This window comes from Halorussus vallis (assembly GCF_024138165.1).
GTDB lineage: Archaea > Halobacteriota > Halobacteria > Halobacteriales > Haladaptataceae > Halorussus > Halorussus vallis.
This window is the reverse complement of the sequence record NZ_CP100000.1, coordinates 1,378,403-1,393,718: the sequence shown is the minus strand read 5'-3', so window position 1 is coordinate 1,393,718 and position 15,316 is coordinate 1,378,403. Positions and strand designations below refer to the sequence as shown.

The 15,316-nt window shown below is 68.6% G+C and carries 10 protein-coding genes and 1 tRNA gene; 7 read left to right on the top strand and 4 right to left on the bottom strand.

Annotated elements, in window-relative coordinates; all coding sequences use genetic code 11:
* Positions 1–50: 50 nt before the first annotated feature.
* Both NGM07_RS07245 and NGM07_RS07240 read left to right on the top strand, forming a co-directional pair.
* Positions 51–1,754, top strand: coding sequence for a DUF255 domain-containing protein (locus tag NGM07_RS07245; protein ID WP_253518882.1), 1,704 nt, complete (start codon positions 51–53; stop codon positions 1,752–1,754).
* 157 nt (positions 1,755–1,911) lie between these two features.
* Positions 1,912–2,724 carry a TrmB family transcriptional regulator gene (locus tag NGM07_RS07240; RefSeq protein ID WP_253518880.1) on the top strand — a complete coding sequence of 271 codons (813 nt, stop codon included), beginning with the start codon at positions 1,912–1,914 and terminating at the stop codon, positions 2,722–2,724.
* Positions 2,725–2,758: 34 nt separating this feature from the next.
* Here NGM07_RS07240 and NGM07_RS07235 read toward each other — a convergent pair whose 3' ends face one another.
* The 3 genes from NGM07_RS07235 to NGM07_RS07225 form a co-directional block, all read right to left on the bottom strand.
* Positions 2,759–3,247, bottom strand: a complete 489-nt coding sequence (locus tag NGM07_RS07235) for a double winged helix-containing putative transcriptional regulator (protein WP_253518877.1) — start codon at positions 3,245–3,247, stop codon at positions 2,759–2,761.
* Between the two features lie 9 nt (positions 3,248–3,256).
* Positions 3,257–4,189 carry a methenyltetrahydromethanopterin cyclohydrolase gene (mch, locus tag NGM07_RS07230; RefSeq protein ID WP_253518875.1) on the bottom strand — a complete coding sequence of 311 codons (933 nt, stop codon included), beginning with the start codon at positions 4,187–4,189 and terminating at the stop codon, positions 3,257–3,259.
* A 702-nt stretch (positions 4,190–4,891) separates the two neighbouring features.
* Positions 4,892–5,203: an MTH1187 family thiamine-binding protein gene (locus NGM07_RS07225; protein WP_253518872.1), complete on the bottom strand. Its 312-nt coding sequence runs from the start codon at positions 5,201–5,203 to the stop codon at positions 4,892–4,894.
* Between the two features lie 180 nt (positions 5,204–5,383).
* Here NGM07_RS07225 and NGM07_RS07220 point away from each other — a divergent pair, with 180 nt between their 5' ends.
* Positions 5,384–11,335: a S8 family serine peptidase gene (locus tag NGM07_RS07220; protein ID WP_253518870.1), complete on the top strand. Its 5,952-nt coding sequence runs from the start codon at positions 5,384–5,386 to the stop codon at positions 11,333–11,335.
* An 806-nt stretch (positions 11,336–12,141) separates the two neighbouring features.
* On the opposite strand, the gene NGM07_RS07215 is transcribed toward NGM07_RS07220, so the two are convergent.
* Positions 12,142–12,212 (bottom strand) — tRNA-Gly (locus tag NGM07_RS07215).
* Positions 12,213–12,424: 212 nt separating this feature from the next.
* Between NGM07_RS07215 and NGM07_RS07210 the strand changes: the two genes are divergently transcribed.
* From NGM07_RS07210 to NGM07_RS07195, 4 genes are read left to right on the top strand one after another with little or no spacing between them, the layout of a single operon-like run.
* Positions 12,425–13,294 (top strand): putative RNA uridine N3 methyltransferase, encoded by an 870-nt coding sequence (locus NGM07_RS07210; protein WP_253518868.1) that lies wholly within the window; start codon positions 12,425–12,427, stop codon positions 13,292–13,294.
* A 4-nt stretch (positions 13,295–13,298) separates the two neighbouring features.
* Positions 13,299–14,315, top strand: a complete 1,017-nt coding sequence (locus NGM07_RS07205) for a 50S ribosomal protein L3 (RefSeq protein WP_253518866.1) — start codon at positions 13,299–13,301, stop codon at positions 14,313–14,315.
* A 3-nt stretch (positions 14,316–14,318) separates the two neighbouring features.
* The gene (gene rpl4p / locus NGM07_RS07200) at positions 14,319–15,065 is read left to right on the top strand and encodes a 50S ribosomal protein L4 (RefSeq protein WP_253518864.1); all 747 of its coding nucleotides are present in this window, start codon (positions 14,319–14,321) and stop codon (positions 15,063–15,065) included.
* A complete protein-coding gene (locus tag NGM07_RS07195; RefSeq protein WP_253518862.1) occupies positions 15,062–15,316 on the top strand; it encodes a 50S ribosomal protein L23 in 255 nt (84 codons plus the stop codon). The genes rpl4p and NGM07_RS07195 overlap by 4 nt, the downstream gene beginning before the upstream one ends.

Sequence of the window (15,316 nt, the reverse complement as noted above, 5' to 3'; positions counted from 1 at the left end):
GACCCACATAGCAAGACCCATCCCGGGCGGGGGCCAACCACGAACCAACGATGAACGAGAGCGCCGAAGGGACCAAAGTCGAGTGGCGCGAGTGGGGGCCGGCGGCCTTCGAGGAGGCCGCGGCCGAGGACGAACCCCTCCTGCTCTCGCTGTCCGCAACGTGGTGTTCGTGGTGTCACGAGATGGACCGCGAGGCCTACAGCAACCCGATGGTCGCGGCGAACCTCAACGACTCGTTCGTTCCCGTCCGGGTGGACATCGACCGCCAGCCCCGGGTGCGCGAGCGGTACAACGTCGGCGGGTTTCCCTCGACCGTGTTCGCGACGCCCGAGGGCGACCTGCTGACGGGCGCGACCTACCTCGGCGTCGACGGGATGCGCCAGGTGGTCGAGCGGGTGCGCGACCTCTGGACCCACAAGGGCCGGGACGCCGCCCGAATCCCCCGGAGCCTCCGGGAGGAACCGCCAGCGGGCGAGGTCACGCCCGAGATAGAGCGCCTCGTGGCGGGGCAACTGGACGAGAAGTTCGACGGCGATTTCGGCGGCTGGGGCGACAGCCAGAAGTTCCCACTGCCCCGGACCGCCGAGTTCGCGCTCAAGCGCGAGCGCGAGCAGGCGCTGGCGAGTCTCACCGCGGTCGGTCGCCACCTGTTCGACGAGTACGACGGCGGTTTCTTCCGGTTCGCCGAGGGTCGCGACTGGACCGAGGTCCACCACGAGAAACTCCTGTCGACCAACGCCGCGCTGGTCCGGGCGTTCGCGAACGCCTACCTGGTCACCGGCGACGAGGAGTACCGCGACCCCGCCGAGCGCACGGTCGAGTATCTGACGACCACGCTTTGGAACGGCGAGGCGTTCGCCGGGAGCCAGGCGCCGGGCGAGGAGATAGAGGACGACCGGTCGGTGAGCCGTTACTACGGCCTCGACCCGAGCGACCGCGAGGCGGCCGACCCGCCCGCGGTCGACTCGACCGCGTTCGCCGACTGGAACGCGATGGCCGCCGACGCGCTGTTGACGCTCCACGCCTACACCGACGACGAGCGCGCCCGGACCTACGCCGAGCGGTCGCTGGAGTACGTCCTCTCGGAACTGGTCGAGGACGGCGTTCCCACCCACTTCCGCGAGGCGAGCGACGAAGGTGACGAAGCGGTCGGCGAGGAGGGCCTGCTCGCCGACGCCGCCCACCTGCTCTCGGCGCTGACGACCGCCCGGCAGGTGCTGGGCGACGACCGCTACGTCGACGCCGCCCGCGAGGTGGCCGACCAGGCTATCGAGAATCTGCAGGACGAGACGGGGGCGTTCGTCGACGGCCCGCGCGAGGGGCCGGGACTGCTCTCGAAACCGCTCCGGCCACTCGACGACAACGCCGAGATGGCCGACGCGCTGGTCGACCTCGCGCTCCTGACCGGCGAGGGCCGCTACCGCGAGGCGGCCGAGGGCGCCGTCGGCGCGTTCGCTGGTGCGGCCGACCGCTTCGGCGTGCAGGTCGCGGGCTACGCGACGGCGGCCGCGCGGGTCTGCGACGACCCGCTGGTCATCGCGGTGGCCGACGACGCCGGGTCCGACCTCCACCGGGCTGCGCTCCGGATGGCCGACCACGAGAAGGTCGTGATTCCCGAGGCGGCGGGCGAGATTCCCGGCGGCGACGGCGACTACGAGGACGAGTGCGCGTACGTGATTCGGAACGGCGAGTCGTCCGCACCCGCCCGGACGCCCGACGAACTCGGCGAGCGCGTCGGCGAATCGGCGGAGTAGCGGGAATCGATGGGGCGGCGGAGCGGGGAGCGTCGGCGGGACGAGTCGCTGGGCCTCGGCGACCGCGGTCGCCGAGGCCCCGCGACGAACCGAGTGGAATTCTCATCGGTGAAAACGGGGCGGGAGTTTATGTGGGGCGAGCGTAATTCCCACGCATATGGCGAGTCTGCGTGACCTCGGCCTCTCCGAGTACGAAGCCCGGGCGTACCGGGCGCTGTTGAACACCGCCCCGACAACCGCCAAGGAGTTGTCGCGCGCGAGCGACGTCCCGATGGGTCGTATCTACGACGTGCTGTCGAGCCTGGAGACTCACAGCCTTGCGCGCTCTCAGAGCGCGAGTCGGCCCAAGAAGTACGTCGCCGTCGAACCGGAGACAGCGCTGAACCGCCTGCTCGACGACAAACTCGCCGAACTGAGCGAGCAGGCCGAACAGTATCAGGGCATCGTCGACGACCTCACCGACGAACTCGACGCGGCCGAACCGGTCGAAGAGCAGTTCTGGACCGCGGCGGTCGGCCCCGAGGACTCCGTCGACCTGCTGGTCGAGCGCCTCGACGCCGCCGACGACCGCATCGTCATGGTCGCAGGCCGGACCTCCGCGCAGTTCGACCTCGGCAACGTCGGCGAAGTGGTGGCCGAACATCTCGAAGCGGCGCTGGACCGCGAGGTCGAGGTGTCGCTGCTGATGACGCCGGAACTCGTCGAGACGCTCCCGCCGAGCGTGGGCGAGCGCTACACCGAGACGCTGGCCGACCATCCGAAGTTCGCGGTCCGCACCACCGAGAACCTCCGCGGGACGTTCAACCTCATCGACGGCATCGAGGTCTGCATCGAGGTCGACAACCCGCTGAACCCCGGCGAGGCGTTCGCCATGATAGACCTCAAGGATCCCGAGTTCGCGGCCGACGTGCGCGAGGAGTTCGCGCCCCGGTGGGACGACGCTGCGCCGCTGTCGGTGCTCGGGTCGTAGCGCGCCGCGGACCGTCTCGGGCGAGCGACCCGTTTCAGACCGCCGCGTACCCGTCGTCTCGCTTTTCGGCCAGTCCAAGGAGCACGCACCACTCCAGCACGAACGCCACGCGCTCGCGCCAGATCTCCTCCCAGGTGTTCGGATTCTTGTAGTGCTCCCACGTCGGCACCTCGTCGCGGAACGCCTCGAAGACGGCGTCGGCCGAGAGCGCGCTCTCGGCCGACGCCAGCGTCGCCAGCACCGTCGACGCGCCGAAGACGTGTTCGCGGAACCGCTCGGCCAGGAACTCGGGGTCGGGGTCGCGGCGCGTCCGGGTGAACCCCGACGCTCCCTCCTCGGCGAGGCCGAGCGCCCGGAGGAAGGTCAGCCACGTCCGGGCCTGGTCGCGGCTGGTGAGGTCGGTCCGGTCGAGCAGGCGAGCACAGCAGTCGTCCTCGCTGCCCGGCACGAGCGGGACGGCCCGCTGGGCGGTCGCCACGAAGTCTAAGTCCTCGGGGGGTTCGGGGACGAGTTTGAACTGCACACGACCACCTCAGAGGCCGAAGCTCTCGGCCAGCAGGTCCTCGTCGCGCTCGCCCAGGACGTACGTCTCGCCGCCGACGACGTTGACCGTCGCCTGCGCGGGCGCGAAGACGCTCTCGTCGACGTCGTAGAAATCCCAATCGACCTGCTCGAATATCTCGGCGAAGTGAGTGCCGTACTCGTCGTTCGCGGTCGAGACGACCTCCTCGAAGCGGTCGAACTCCTCGCGGACCGTCAGGTGGACTCGGCCACCGTACGCCAGCGCGTCGTTCGTCCGGGCGATGGCGCCCTCCTCGCTGCCGGCGACCGGCGCGACCGGCGCGCTCGCCGAGACGCTGACCACGTCCAGCGGGTCGTAGCCCAGTTCGGCCAGGCGGAACACCGCCATCTCGGCCGCCCGAGCGCCGACGCTGATGCTTCCGGCGAGACTCGCCGTGGGGACGGCCGCGATGAAGATGCTTCCGGGGTCGAGGCCGGCCAGGTCGGCGACGTGGTCGGCCACCGCCGCGGTCGGGTAGTCGTCGCTCTCGACGGCCAGCACGCCGAACTCGAAGTCGTCGACGTAGCCCACCCGAGCGAACTCGTCCTCCTCGGCGACGAGCGCGCGGGCCGGGCCGCTTCCCAGTCCCTCGAAGTCGTCGGTGGCGACCTCCCAGCCTGCCTTCTGCGAACAGAGCAGCGCCAGCGCGGGGTGGTCGGAGGTGAGTTCGACCTGCGGGACGGGCGCGCCCCCGACCTCGCCCATCGCGCTCTGGACCGTCGCGAGTCCGGCGGTCTGGAGTTCCGCGAGCAACAGTCCGGCCTCCATCCCGCCGTCGAACTCGTGGCCGAAGTCCAGCACCGTGGCTCCGTTGTCGAGTTCGCGGGCGCCGATGTCGAGTTCCTCGGCGAAGTCGAGCGCCTCGTCGGCGAGTTCGAGCGCGTTCCGATTGAGACTGTCCATGGGCGTGGGTTGGGCGTCTCCCCGTAAACAGTTTATCAGTCACACCGCCAAATCGCATCTTCGTCGACCACACCGGCACTACCGGTGACTCCCGCTGAGATAACCCGTATCGCTTTTTCGCCGGTGCTGTCGCGGACTCCGATTACGTGGTTCGTTCGGACTTCCGTCGAATCGCAGTCCCTTCTCCGACCAGATAGATTACCGGTCTGCCGATGTAGTCTCCGTGGGTGGTCGTGTTCTGAGAGTACGCGGTCCCACCACACAGGAGGACAACCCGATACCCACCGCCAATAGCTTCAGACTCGTTAACACTACAGCCAACGTTTATCTCTGATCTGTCTGGAGTGTACATCCAATTGTACATGTGTCGTTTCTCGTATTCGGCGGCGTACTCTCGGGCCGACTCCTCCGTCCACGTCTCCGGTGGGTCCGGGGGTGATTTCGGCCCGTCAGGGAGTCGGTGACGTTTCTTCGGGAGCGTCGTAGTCGTCGTTTCGCCGCCCGAACTCGGTGAAGACGCTCGTAGTGCTCCGCTACAACCGGCCAGAAGGCTTCCGAGAGTCACGGCCGACGCACCGAGAACGTATCGTCTGGAGGGCATCTTCCGAACGCTCTCCGGACGTAGTTATAAGTCCTACCGAATCCGAAAGAATTGGTTCGATGGACGGGGTTCGAGAAGTACGGTCGGGGATGTCTGCCGTATTATCGCTCGCGCTTCGCTTCCCGACCCAGCGCTTCCTCGACCGCATCTACTTTGTCTCGCGCGCGTTGCTCGCGCGTGCGTTTGTCGTCTATTTTCAGGAACGTGCTCACCCGGTCGCCGTCGACGGCCTCGTGGGCGGCCTGGGCGGCCGCGAACAGTTCGTCGACCGAGTCGGCCTCGATGACGGTCCCCATCGGGTTCGTCTCGTAGGAGACGTCGAAGTCGTCGAGCGCGGCCACGGCCTTGGCGACTTCGCCGGCCATGCTCCCTTCAGTGACGGGTGCGACGCTCAGGAGTGCGATGACGGTCATGCGTCCAGGTCGACGCGGGCGGTCCCCGAAGAACTGTCGGTCGGGTCGGTTCGAGTGGCCGACGGACCGTCGAATTCGCCATATTGTATTTGAATAGTGATACTCAAATTGAGTCTGCTTCTTGACCGAAAAGGAATGGTTTTAAATACCGGTGGTGGGACCTCGCGACAGACAAATCGCATGAAGGCACCGAGTCGCGGGGTGGGGCGGCGAGCGGCGGCGCTGGCGCTCGCACTATTGTTGGTGGTCGGCGGCGTCGCGCCGTCGTTCGTGTCGGCGCACGCGGTGGACGCTTCGCCCGCGTCGAACGCGGGCGAGGCGCCGGGGGTCCAGATGTCGGATGTCCGGGCTTCGAGCGTCCGGGCGTCTTCGCTCGACGATTCGCCGACCGACCCGGCGATTGCCGGGTCGGTCAGCGAGTCGCCCGGGAAACTGACCGCCGGGTCGTCCGGCGAACCGAACGACCCGGCGGCGTTCCCGGACGCGGATGCGGTGACCCTCGATGCCAACCGGACGGTCGTCGTGAACGAAACCGCCGGGTTGGCGACGGTGGTCGCCGACCCGCCTGCCGCACCGCCGAACGCGACCCGGGTGACGCTCGTCACCGGACAGACCGTCACGGTCGTCCGCGAGGGCGACCGGACCCTGTATCGGGTATCGGGCGACGACCGGATGCGAGTGGTCGCGACCGCCGACGCCGCCTACGTCTACCCCGTCGGCGTCGACTTCGAGCGGTTCGACAGCCAACTGTTCGACGTGGGGTTCCTCGTCGACCAGGGCCTCGCCGACGCCGATACCGACTCGATTCCCGTCATCGTCGGTACGAACGAGCGCTCCCGCCTCGCCGGGAGCGACGGGCGAGTCGAGAGTCCGCTGGAGAGCGTCGCGGGCGTCGAGCGCCGGTCGCGGCTGGAGAGCATTGACGCCGAGGCCGGGGTCGTCGCGAAGGACCGGGCCCGCCGGGCGTACGAGGCGCTCGCGGCCGACCCGAACGTCGGACTGGTCACCCTCGACGTGAAGTACCGACTCCAACTCGAAGACGCCGACGAGTCGGCCTCGGCGTCGCTCGCCCGCGAGGTCCACGGCGTCAGCGGCGAGGGGGTCACGGTCGCGGTCCTCGACAGCGGTATCGACGACTCCCACCCCGCGATAGACCGCGTTATCGCCGAGCGCGACTTCACGTATGAGGGCCGGACCGACGACCCGAACGGCCACGGCACCCACGTCGCGGGCATCGTCGCCAGTGACGACGACAAGTACACCGGCATGGCCCCGAACGCGAGCCTCATGGACGTCCGCGTGCTGAACTCGGAGGGCTGGGGCTACACCTCCTGGATCGTCGACGGCATCGAGTACGCCACCCGGAACGGCGCCGATATCGTCAGCATGAGTCTCGGCGGCCCCGTCACCTCCCGGCGGTCGAACGACCGGTACGCCCAGGCGGTCAACAGCGCCGTCGCACAGGGAACGCTGGTCGTCTCCTCCGCGGGCAACGACGGCCCCGGCTACCGCACCGTCACCACGCCCGGCATCCACTCGAACGCGCTCACGGTCGGCGCGAGCTACGACGATGGTAGCGTCACGTACTTCTCGGCGCGCGGCCCGACCAAGTTCGGCCACTTCCTCAAACCCGACCTCATCGCGCCAGGCTGGGGCGTCGTGAGCGCGAAGGCGGGCACCGACGGCTTCACCCGCAAGAGCGGCACCAGCATGTCGGCGCCGGTGGTCAGCGGCGTCGCCGCGCTCGTCCTGGAGAAACACCCCGACTGGTCGCCCGAGCGGGTCAAGAGCGTGCTCACGACGACCGCCGACCCGTTGCCGGTGCCGGACGTCTACACCCAGGGTGCGGGCGGGGTCGACGCCGCCGACGCCGTCGGCACCGACCTGGTCGTCTCGCCGGGCACCGTCGACTTCGGCACCGTCCGGAGCGACCGCCCCGAGTCGGCGACGGTGACGCTGACCAACGTCGGCGACGAGACGAGACGCCTGAACGCGAGCGCGAAAGCGACCGACATCGAGGACGGCAACACCGAGTCGATGCCGGTCAACCGCTCGACGGTGACGCTCGCGCCGGGCGAAACCGCGCACCTCGAACTCGGCCTCGACGAGAGCGTCCCGCCCGGCGTCTACTCGGGACGGCTCTCGCTCGGCAGAAACTACTCGGTCGTCTTCGGCTTCCTGCGGCTTCACGAGGTGACCGTCCGGAAGGTCGGCGCCGCGAACACGTCGGTCGACGGCGACCCCGTCCAGTTGTTCGCCGACCGCAAGGGCCGGTGGAAACTGACCGGCGAGGAGGGGTACGCCCGACTCGATGGTGCGGCCGGCGCGGCGAGCGCGAACGACTCGTCGGTCACCTACCGGATGGTCGAGGGCGGCACCTACCACGTGCTCTCGCACGGCCGCGACGAGGCGACGGGCCGGCCGGTTGTCTTCCAGCGGACGCTGACGGTCGACGGCGACGAACTCGTCGTCCTGAACGAGAGCGACACGGTCGGCCGCGCGCTCGACGCGAGCGCCCTCGAAGCGAACGCCGGAGCGGTCGCGACCCGGAGCGTGAAGGTTCGCTACTCGAAGCGAACGGCCGGCGGCGCGCGGTACGGCGGGACGGTCGCGACCGCCTCTCCCGACGACGCGACGGTCATGTTCGACCGGAACGCCGACCTGAACGCGACCGTCGGCCGCGTCCTGGTCGCGGGCGGGGCGGCGGGCGAGGAGGCGGGAGGCGAGTCCGGGTCCGGCGCAGCCGTGGCGTCGACGGACGCCGACGCCTTCGACGCGCCGGCCGTCTACCAGTTGATTCACCGCATCGACGGCGTCGGCGAGGGCGGGACGACGTCGGTCGACCCCGCCGCCCTCGCGGCGACGAACGCGACCTACCACCGGGCCGCGCCCGGCGAGTCCTACGACGTCGCGCTGACCGCCACGGGCGAGGGGCCTGCGGGCGGCCAGTTCTCGCACGCAGTCGTCGACGGTATCGGCGACCGCCGGCGACAGACGGTCTACCTCGGTCGCGGAGTCGCGACCCACGACGTCGCCGCGACCGCCGAATCCGACGCGTCGGCCACCTGGCGCCTGAGGTCGCCGACTTCCCACTCGCCCGCGCCAGGCGAGACGCGAGAGGTCGGGTTCAACCGCCACCCGTTCGTCGGCGACCTCCGCTGGCGGGTCGCCGACGGGACGCTGTCGTACCGCGCGGTCGGTCAACGCGACCGCGCGGGCCACCAGTTCGTCGACGGGAGCGACGACCGAATTCGAATCGAGCGGGACGGGACGAGGGTCCTCGACCGGACGCTCCCGGCGACGCCCGCGTGGCGGGACGCCGGCGTCGCGGTCTCGTCCGGCGACAGAATCGCGGTGACCGTCGACGGTCGCAACGGCGCGCCGCCGCTGTCGACCCGGACCGTGACCACCCGTCGCGCGACCTACGACCCCGGGGCAGATAGCACTCCGCCCGCGATTCGGGACGTCGCGGTGCTCGCCGGGTCGACGAACAACACGGCGGGGGGCGAACTCCGGGTGCGGTTCGCCGTCGCTGGCGGCGACGCCGGCGCCCGGGCGCTGGTCGCCGCCGACGCCGCCGACGTCCCGTTCCCGTTCGACGGCGCCGGGGAGTGGCGCGAAGGAACGGTCGAGCGCCTCGAAGCGGCCTCGACCGACCGGGTCACCGTCTACCGGGCGACGTTCGACGTCGCCGAGCACATCGGCGAACGCCGGGAGACGGTGGACCTCGCGCTCCGGGCGACCGACGAGCGCGGCAACGCGGTCGAGGTGACGACGTTCGACGCGTTCCGGGTGGACGCCCGCGACCCGACCATCGCCGTCACGGCGGCCGGCGCGACGGAGACGCCCACGGGCGTTCCGTCCGGCCCAATCTACACGAACGGCACGCTGACCGTGAACGCGACCGTCGACGGCACGCCGGGCGACACGCGGTCGGTCGGGATGACGCTGTCGGCCGACTTCGCCAACTTCCGCGCCGGCGCGCCGGCGACCAGCGACGACGGTCACAACTGGACGGCCACCTGGGACCTTGGCGACCTCCCCGACGACGGTAGCTACACGGTCGGCGTCGCGGGAACCGACCGCCACCGGAACGTCGGCCGGACGGAGGCGGCGACGGTCGTGCTCGACCGCGAGTCGCCCGCCCTCGGCGCGACGATAACCCGGGTGGACGACGCGACGGGGCGAGTCGAGGTTTCGGCGAGCGAGCGCCTCGCGTCCGACCCGGCCGTCGCCGTCGAACTGCCGAACGGCACGACGACCGACCTCGACGTGAACCGGTCCGGGAACGTCTGGACCGACACGTTCGCGCTGGGCGACGCCGGAAGCACGTACCGCGCGACTGCGACCGGCACCGACCTCACCGGGAACGTCGGGCGGGCGAACTCGACGGCCGACGTCGAGTCGGTAAACACCGAGAACGGGACCGCGACGGTCGTCCTGGAGCACTCCGGGCAGTTCGTCCAGTTCCGGACGGCGCGAGACGTCGACAGCACCGCGACCGTCACGGGGAGTTCGAACGCGCTCGCACCGCTCTCGCGGAACCTCGCGGGCGTGAACTTCCTGAACGGCGAACTCGGGGGCGAACTGTCCCGCAATCTCACGGACGCGACCATCGGCATCCCGGTCGAGAATCTGCCGGAGGGCGTCCGTGAGGGCGACGTCGAGATTCGCTACTACGATGAAGCGGCGCGCGAGTGGGAACGGCTCGACACGTCGGTCGAGACGCGGAACGTCACCGGGGAGGCGAAGCGCTACTGGGTGGCGAACGTCACGCACTTCTCGACGTACGGCGCGGTCGTCGCCGACGATACCCCGCCGACGCTCGACCGGAAGTCGCCCGACGGCGTCACCTACGACGCCGGGACGTCGCGGGCGACCGTCGAGTTCGACTACGGCGACGACATCAGCGGCGTCGACGCCGGCGCGGTCGACGTGTACTTCGACGGTCGGCGGGTCACCGACGACTCCGCGACGAGCGTCACGGGCGAGTACGTCCGGTACGACGCGACCGGACTCGCGGAGGGCGACCACCAAGCGACCGTGAGGGTCGTGGACCGGGCCGGAAACGCGAGGAACTACACCACGTCGTTCAGAGTCGGGGCCGCGAACTCCCAGGTGTCGCCCGGCCGCAATGGCGGTGGCGGTGATGGAGACGGTGGCGGAGGCGATAGCGGTGGGAGCGGTGGAAACGGCGGCGGTGGCGGCGGTTCGAACGTCCCGCCGCCGTCGGTGCAGGTCGAACTGCTCGACCCGACCGCCAGCAGCGCCACGGCGAAGATCACCAACGCTCGGGCCGACTCGCCGGGCCGGGTTTCGTTCGCCGGCGGACTCTCCGCCGGCGACGCGACCGTCCGGGGACTGACCGTCGTGCCCGCGAGTTCGGGCCCCGAGGCGCGGTTCCTGGTCGACGTGCGCGCGACCGAGTCCCCGCCGGCCGGCGCGACCGCCTTCGACGGCGTGAGCGAGACCCTCGGCTACGTGACCGCGACGCCGACGTACATCACCGACGCCGAACTCGAGGCGGTTTCGGTCGCGTTCGCCGTCGACGCCGAGAGGGCCCGGAGTCCGAAGAACGTCGGACTGTACCGCTACCGCGACGGTACGTGGAAGCGCCTGCCGACGACGTTCCGCCACGAGCGCGGCGGTTCGTACCTCTTCCGGGCCTCGGCGTCCGGAACCGGGACGTTCGCGGTCGGACTCGCCGCACCGTCGGTCGCGGTGAGCGAGGCGTCGCTCGGCGCGTCGTCCGTCGCGGTCGGCGAGTCGACGACCGTGACGGCGACCGTCGAGAACCGCGGCGACGGAACGGGGACCGTCCCGGTCGAACTCGAAGTCGACGGCGCCGTGGTCGCCGCGAAGGACGTGACGCTGGCGGCGGGCGAATCGACGACCGTGACGTTCGAGCGGACGTTCGAGACGGACGGGCGGTACGAGATCTCGGTCGGCGGCACCGCCGCGGGCGTCGTCTCGGTGACGAGCGTCGCCGCCGCCGAGACGAGCGAGACTACGGAGTCGGACGACGAGACTCGGAACTCCGGCGGGAGCGGTGCTACTCCGGGATTCGGCGTCGCTGCGACGCTGGCCGCGCTCCTCGCGGGACTGCTGGTCGTCCGGCGGCGTTCGTCGTAGCGTCGGCTCTGGGGGTTTCGGGGGTGACGTTACCGCCGGACCTCCTCGCGCGATGGTTTCCTTCAGTTTGGATTGGACGAACCGGTCACGCGTTTTGCGGCTCTCTGGGGTGTCGTTGGCGCTCTCCTGACCGGCTACGGCTTCTACAAAGTGGCCACTTGTTCGTGTACAGGAGAGTGCGGAGACCCGATTGGGGTCGTGTTCGCTCGCTGGGTCCCTCCGATTCTGAGTTTCGTCCTCATGTTCCTCCTTGGTCGGGTCGCGTATCGGAATCTGCGAGATACTGGAGTTCCTTGACTGTCGAATCCACCGTTGTACTTCGTGTGACGGAGGAGCGGGTACTAGGTTCGCGATACGAATCAAATCTATCGAGTATCGTCAGCAATCCACGCTCGGACGATGAGGTACAGACCACCCAAGAACGTGAACGTAATCCAAAGCCAACTCTCGGCGTCCTTCGGTGACTCGAACAGGATTCCGAGGAGTGCAATTACCACACCTAATCCACCGAGAGCGTAGCCGCGGCGAACGCGCGATGGGGACGTCATTCGAACCGGATATTTCACCCAGAACCTCTGTCATGATAAACGTACACCCTACGCGTATCGCCTCAGCTGTAGCGAATCGGGAGTTCGGGCGGATTCACGGTGAACGAGCCTCTGAAATTAAAAAGTGGATGTGTACGTTGAGTCGGAAAATCCAGGCGCAGACGAAATTGTCCGAACTCTCCGTGTAGCGTTATCTCCGGAACCCGAAAGCAGCCCGGAAAACGGAGACTCCGTTAGTGACGTTGTGTCCGTAAGAAGTGCGCCGGCTGGGATTTGAACCCAGGTTGCGACCATGGCAAGGTCACGTGATACCACTACACTACCAGCGCCCTGCGTCTGCACTCTATCGTATTACGCTGGTAGTAAAAAGCCTTCCGAAACGAGCTAGAATCGAGGGACGGTACCACGATTCAATCACCGATTTCGACGTTTCAAGCGCTTGTGAGGCGGTCGCACCCCCGAACGCGAAGCAATGACCTTTTAAGGACATAGCAGAAAAGATTCGCTACAGTCTAGTGACGGGGCGTCGAAGCGCCACGGTATGACAGTCAGCGTGCTCGTGCCGTCATCCCTCGTCCGGGAAGCCGAGGACAAACGCGAGGCCACTCGCAAACTCGGCTACGTCGCCCGTGCGGCGACGGTCTTCCGGGCCGACCGCCTCGGGGTCTTTCCGGACCCCGACGGCGAGCGGCGATGGGGTGGCGGATTCGTAAGCACCGTACTGAAGTACGCGGCCACGCCGCCGTACCTCCGAAAGGAGGCGTTCGGCAGGCGAGACGAATTGGAGTTCGCGGGCGTCCTACCGCCGCTCCGCGCCCCCTCACTGACCGGCTCCGAATCGAACGGTTCGGGGTCGTTAAGACAGGGAATCGTGACCGAGGTCGGACCTGAAGGGCGCGTACGGGTCAATTGCGGCATGCAACACCCGATCTCCCTCGTCGTACCGTCAGAAATGACGGTCGCCGAGGGGGAGCGCGTAACCGTCAGGATCTCTTCGCGAAGTCCGGTCCGTGCGAAGCTCGTAGACGAGCCCCTTCCGGGGTTCGAAGTGACGCGCACGGACCTTCCGGCGGCCCTCGACCGCGACGACGCGGGCGTTCGCATCGCGACGTCCCGCCACGGGGTCGAACTCACGACCGGGCGGTTGACCGAACTGGTCGGCCGCACCGAACGCGACGGTGTGACCGTCGCGTTCGGCTCTCCCGGTCGCGGGTTGCCGGAGATGCTCGACCTCCCGGTGGAGTCGGTCCACTCGGGAGACGAGGCGGACGCGGAGTCCAACGTCGAATCCGACGCACCAGGCGGGTTTGACCTCTGGCTAAACGCGATCCCGAATCAAGGCAGCGAGGTGGTGCGAACCGAAGAAGCGATGTTCGCCACCCTCGCCTGCCTGAACCTCAAAGAGAAGTGATACGATGTCAGATACAAGCAGACCACGCAAAGGTTCGCTAGGGTTCGGCCCCCGCCAGCGTGCGGCCAGCGAGGTTCCGCGCTTCAACTCGTGGCCCGACGGCGACGGCAATCCGTCGCTCCAGGGCTTCGCGGGTTACAAGGTCGGCATGAGCCACGTGGTGATGGTCAACGACGAGTCCAACTCCCCGCGAGAGGGGATGGAGGAGTCGGTGCCCGTCACCATCGTCGAGACGCCGCCGATGCGAGCGGTCGCTCTGCGAGCCTACGAAGATACGCCGTACGGAAAGAAGCCGCTGACGGAAGTGTGGGGTTCGGAGTTCCACGAGGAACTCTCGCGCACGCTCGACGTGCCCCAGGACCACGACGCCGACGCCGCGGAGGACGAACTCCGCGAAGCCGTCGAGAACGGTGACGTCGCGGACGTTCGCGTCATCACCCACACCGTCCCGAGCGACATCGCCAGCGTGCCGAAGAAGAAGCCCGACGTCATGGAGACGCGCGTCGGCGGCGGGTCGCTCGACGACCGCGCCGACTTCGCGCTCGAACTCCTCGAGGACGGCGGCGAACACGAGATCAACGACGTGTTCCGCGCCGGCGAGTACCTCGACGTGAGTGGCGTGACGAAGGGTAAGGGCACCCAGGGCCCCGTCAAGCGGTGGGGCGTCCAGAAGCGCAAAGGCAAGCACGCCCGCCAGGGCTGGCGGCGCCGGATCGGCAACCTCGGTCCGTGGAACCCCAGCCGCGTGCGCTCGACCGTGCCCCAGCAGGGTCAGACCGGCTACCACCAGCGTACCGAACTCAACAAGCGCCTCGTCTCGATGGGCGAGGGCGACGACGTGAACGTCGACGGCGGCTTCGTCAACTACGGCGAGGTCGACGGCCCGTACGCGCTGGTCAAGGGGTCGCTCCCCGGTCCGGACAAGCGCCTCCTGCGCTTCCGGCCCGCCGTCCGACCGAACGACCAACCGCGCCTCGACCCCGAGGTGCGCTACGTGAGCACCGAATCCAACCAGGGATAAACCATGCAAGCAACAATCCGTGACCTCGACGGCGAGGACGCAGGCTCCGTGGACCTGCCGGCGGTCTTCGAAGAGACCGTCCGGCCGGACCTCATCGAGCGAGCCGTCCAAGCCGCTCAGGCAAACCGCAAGCAGGACTACGGCGCCGACGATTACGCCGGCATGCGAACGTCGGCGGAGTCGCCCGGCAGCGGCCGCGGCATGGCCCACGTCCCCCGGACGAACGGCCAGGGGGCGCGCGTCCCCCAGACCGTCGGGGGTCGCAAGGCCCACCCGCCGAAAGAAGAGAAGGACCGCTCGCTGAACATCAACAAGAAGGAGCGCAAGAAGGCGGTCCGCTCGGCCGTCGCGGCCACCGCGGACGCCGACCTCGTGGCCGAGCGCGGCCACCGCTTCGACGAGGATCTCGACCTGCCGCTGGTCGTCTCCGACGACTTCGAAGAACTCGTCAAGACCCAGGAGGTCGTCTCGTTCCTCGAAGCCGTCGGCGTCGCCGACGACATCGCGCGCGCGGAGGACAACAAGTCCGTCCGCGCCGGCCAGGGCAAACTCCGCGGCCGGAAGTACAAGACGCCGAAGTCGGTGCTGTTCGTGACCGGCGACGAGCCGTCGCGGGCCGCCCGCAACCTCGCGGGCGCCGACGTGGCGACCGCGAGCGAGGTCAACGCGGAGGACCTCGCGCCCGGCGCCCACCCCGGACGGCTGACCGTCTGGACCGAGAGCGCCATCGAGGAGGTGACCGACCGATGAGCGGCGTCATCGAGTACCCGTGGGTGACCGAGAAGGCGATGAACGAGATGGACTTCCAGAACAAGCTCCAGTTCATCGTCGACCTCGACGCCGACAAGCCCACCATCAAGGACGAGATCGAAGACCAGTACGAGGTCACCATCGAGAAGATCAACACGCAGGTCACGATGAAGGGCACCAAGAAAGCCACCGTGACCCTTTCGGAGGACGACGACGCCCAGGAAGTCGCCTCCAGAATTGGGGTGTTCTGA